This window comes from Streptomyces griseoflavus, assembly GCF_014649995.1.
Lineage (GTDB): Bacteria > Actinomycetota > Actinomycetes > Streptomycetales > Streptomycetaceae > Streptomyces > Streptomyces griseoflavus.
In genome coordinates this window covers 377,070-380,834 of record NZ_BMUC01000001.1, presented here as the reverse complement: position 1 = coordinate 380,834, position 3,765 = coordinate 377,070, and the positions used below count along the sequence as shown (strand labels likewise).

Here is a 3,765-nt window from a genome sequence, read left to right as displayed (position 1 = left end):
GGCGAGGAGGGTGCCGCCCATGAAGGCCAGGGCGGGCCAGGCGGCGACGAGGATGCGCAGCCAGGCCGGGACGTCGTGCAGGTCGAGGAGTCCGGCGGTGGCGACGTTGGCGCCGAGCGAGGCGACCAGGGCGATGAGGAACCAGCACCAGGCCAGCCGGGACGGCCCATCCGTGCGCAGCCGTCGCCAGGCGGCGACCAGGAGCAGGTCGACCGAGACGGGGTAGGCCCAGGCTTTCCAGCCGTCCTGTCCGGCAGCGGCGGCCAGGTCATGCAAGTGAGCGAAGGACAGCGCCCCGGCGATGACGGCCTGGACCAGGACGGCGTCCATGCGGAGGCGGGCCATCACGGCTGCCCTCCGGGGTAGTGAGGGCCGTCGTCCGGGTCGTAGCCGGGCGGGAAGATCCCGGACGGGGGTTCGGGGAGGGAGACGGCCAGGGACGGGCCGATGGCGTCGACGAAGTCGGGGTCGGCGCCGAAGGTGTGGGCGTACAAGGCCAGGGCGCTGAGCAGATGCACCGTGCGGTTGAAGTCCTCGCGGGTGTCCACGGGTTCACCTCCGGTTTCTGGCATGGCAGGGGTAGGGACTTGGCGCGAAGAGCGGTCACGCCGACCGATCAGGGGGTGTGGCTCAGGCGGCGGCCGGGGCGGACTCGACAGCCGGGCCCGGAACGGGCGCGGCGGTGCCGAGTGCAGGCCGGAAGGCGTCCAGGCCGGGCAGGTGTGGGGTGCGGTCGGCGTGCTTGTTGCAGAGGTTCACGGCCTGCCGCAGCGACGTGTGCGGAGCGCGGATACGGTGCCAACCTCCAGTGGAGTCACCGGCGATAGCGACCCCGCGAGCTTCGGCAGGGATCGTGATCGCGGCGAGCACGGCATCCGGGGAGATATCACCGAAGGCCATGTTCGCGCTGGTCTCGTCGTTGACGCGGTGGGCGGTGCGGCCGGTGAGCTGGGCGCGGAGCATGGTGATGCCCTTACCGAGTTCGGAGCCGAAGCGCTGCCCGCAGATCTCCAGATAGATGCCGGCCGCACGGCCGAGCTGGGCCAGGCGGACCAGGGCGGTGATAATCCGGTCGCGCCGCTTCTCCTGCTCCTTGTTGGCGAACAGGGCGAGTTCCGCCACCTCGTCGACCAGGACCACGATCGGCACCGGCCGCAGGTCTTCGGGCAGGTCCCAAATGTCGGCGGCGATCTCCGCATCCGGCACGCTCACGCTGATGGACTGATGGGAACGGATGAGCCTGTAGACGTCCTCCATGTGCGCCACCAGGGCATCAAGGATCTCGGCAGCGGTGTCGGGGTTGTCGGCCAGCGCGGAGAACCGGCGGGCCAGCGGGAACAACTCCACCCCTTGCTTGCAGTCGATGCCGACCAGCGCGACGTCCAGCGGCGCGAGCCCGGCCACGAGGTTGCGCTGATAGACCGACTTCCCCGACTCCGTGGCCCCGAGGGTGAGCGCGTGGGGCACGGCCCGGTAGTCGCGGTAGTGGACCGAGCCGTCTTGACGCAGGGCGACTGGGACGCGCATCGGCCGGGCGTCATCGGCCAAGGTCGGCATCTGCACCCGCCGGAGCACGTCATAGCCGGTCATCCGCAGTTCGACGACGCCCGAGCGCAGCTCTCTCGAGGTCACGCCGTACATGCCGAAGGAGTGCCGCAGCCGGTCCGAGGAGGCGGACACGTCGAAGGCGTCCTGTCCGGGCCGGAGCTTGAGCCGGAGCACCAGGCCGGTCCGGGTCGGCCGTACGCGCAGGATGCGCGGGGCTCGCGGTCGGGGGACGGGTCGGTCTGCCATCCGGGCCAGGGCGAGGCGCCAGCGGGGGGCCGGGACCGTCAGGCCGCAGGCGTCCATGACCGAGCCGTACCGGACCAGGACCCGCAGCGCAGCGAGGGTGACCCCGAAGGTCAGCCAGTACCAGGCGGGGCGCCGCCACCGCAGGAGACCCGCAGCAGCGACGACCAGCACCAGGGCGACTAACAGCCACGTCATGACTCAGGCCGCCTTCGGCTTCGACGCGCCGTTGGCCAGCGAGGTCACCGCGACCGCGCGGAAGGCGATGCCGTGCCGCTTCTGGCCGTTGAACTCGTTCTCCCACGGACGGGCGATCAGGCCGGTCAGCGCGACCGGCGTGCCCATCACCAGCTCACCCGAGATGCCGGACTCCGGAACGGTGACCGACAGGATCTCCACCTCACCGTTGGCCGCGAACATCACGTCCACGGTCGACAGCGCGGCGCCGGTCTCGGCGTCCATCGCGCGCTCGCCGGTACGGCGGTCCTTGACCTTCGGCTGCGGGGGCTGAGCCACCATCACGGTCGCGTTGAGGGTGTCGACGGGGATCTGACGCACAGAGATCACTCCTCTAGAAGTGCTGGACTCCGTCACTCATGTATATGAGTGACATGAAGAAGAGTGCATGACTCCTATACATGAGTCAACCCGCCAGGATGAAGAAGTCCGGGCGGGTCGAGGGGATGTGAGCGAGCGTCAGTCGGCCGCGGGAATGTGATACTCGAAAACGAACTGGTCAGCAGCCATGAGGGTGTCGCAGACCTCCACCACGCGCCCCGCTTCGGTGACGGCATCGCGGACGAGGTGGACCACAGGAGCGGCGGGACTCAGCGCCAGTTCGGAAGCCTCAGCCTTGGAGGCCGGCCGCGCCTGCAGAGTTTCAACGAACTCCGCGAAGGCGTGACCGTCGTCCTCCAGGCGGGCGTAGATGCCGCCGGGCCCGGGGTTCTCGGCGAACAACTCGGGGATGTCCTTGACCACGTCCCACGGCAGATACGAGCTGGCCGTCTCGACCGGGACACCGTTGCGGAAGTAGAGCCGCCGCCGGGCGAGGACCTGAGTGCCGGCCGGAACGCCGAGCCGGTCGGCGATCTCCTCCGGGGCCTCCATCGGACCGATGTACAGAACGCTGACCTTGGCTGTGGCACCGGACTGGGCCGACTCCGCGAGGTAGGCGGCTTTGCCAGCACGGCGGTGCGAGGCCCGGAAACGGTCGGAGGACCGCAGCCGCACAGGCGGACGATCCTTGACCGTCGACCCCTTGCCGTGGCGGGTGTCCACCAGGCCGCTGGCACGGACCTCCACCATGGCCTTGCGGATCGTGCCGCCGGAGACTCCGTAGCGTTCGACCAACTCGGATTCGCTGGGCACCATGTCACCAGGCTTGAGGACACCAGCCCGGATCTGCTGAATGATCTCGTCGGCGATCTGAACGTACCGAGGTACGGCCCTGCCACCTCCTACGGTTGTTCCCATAGTCCTTCTCACTCTCCTATGCTCCTGTACATGAGTAACAGCGTCCGAGAGACCCAGTCAACGCCACTGCACTCCGTGTCCGTGGCGGGTGCCGTGGTGCGCGAGGACGGACGACTCTTGGCGATCCGACGAGCGGACAATGGAACGTGGGAGCTCCCGGGCGGAGTGCTGGAGCTCTCCGAGTCCCCGGAGGACGGCGTAGCCCGCGAGGTCTGGGAAGAGACCGGCATCCGTGTCGAAGTCGACGAGCTCACGGGGGTCTACAAGAACACGACGCGCGGCATCGTCGCCCTGGTGTTCCGGTGCAAGCCGTCGGGAGGCGCTGAGCGGACATCCGCGGAGTCAACAGCGGTCGACTGGCTCACGCCCGAAGAGGTGGCCGAGCGCATGACCGAGGTCTTCGCGGTGCGGCTGCTCGATGCACTGGACGGCAACGGGCCCCATGTCCGGAGCCATGACGGCAAGCACCTGATCCAAGCGCGGTAAGAATTTCCCTAC

The 3,765-nt window shown here is 68.9% G+C and carries 6 protein-coding genes; 1 reads left to right on the top strand and 5 read right to left on the bottom strand.

The features are described 5' to 3' along the window. From IE172_RS34295 to IE172_RS01660, 5 genes are all read right to left on the bottom strand, one after another. Positions 1-345: DUF2637 domain-containing protein (locus IE172_RS34295; protein WP_229885744.1), on the bottom strand; the 345-nt coding region annotated here is incomplete at its 3' end. After that, entirely contained in the window at positions 345-548 is a 204-nt protein-coding gene (locus IE172_RS01675; protein WP_229885743.1) for a hypothetical protein, read from the bottom strand. The genes IE172_RS34295 and IE172_RS01675, both read right to left, overlap by 1 nt. 82 nt (positions 549-630) lie before the next feature. Then, positions 631-1,989: an FtsK/SpoIIIE domain-containing protein gene (locus IE172_RS01670; RefSeq protein ID WP_190095227.1), complete on the bottom strand. Its 1,359-nt coding sequence runs from the start codon at positions 1,987-1,989 to the stop codon at positions 631-633. Positions 1,990-1,992: 3 nt separating this feature from the next. Continuing rightward, positions 1,993-2,349 (bottom strand): SCO3933 family regulatory protein, encoded by a 357-nt coding sequence (locus IE172_RS01665; RefSeq protein ID WP_190095226.1) that lies wholly within the window; start codon positions 2,347-2,349, stop codon positions 1,993-1,995. Positions 2,350-2,487: 138 nt separating this feature from the next. Further along, complete coding sequence (locus tag IE172_RS01660; RefSeq protein ID WP_190095225.1) at positions 2,488-3,267, bottom strand: GntR family transcriptional regulator; 780 nt, start codon at positions 3,265-3,267, stop codon at positions 2,488-2,490. Positions 3,268-3,285: 18 nt separating this feature from the next. Between IE172_RS01660 and IE172_RS01655 the strand changes: the two genes are divergently transcribed. Beyond that, a complete protein-coding gene (locus IE172_RS01655; RefSeq protein ID WP_190095224.1) occupies positions 3,286-3,753 on the top strand; it encodes an NUDIX hydrolase in 468 nt (155 codons plus the stop codon). Positions 3,754-3,765 lie beyond the last annotated feature (12 nt).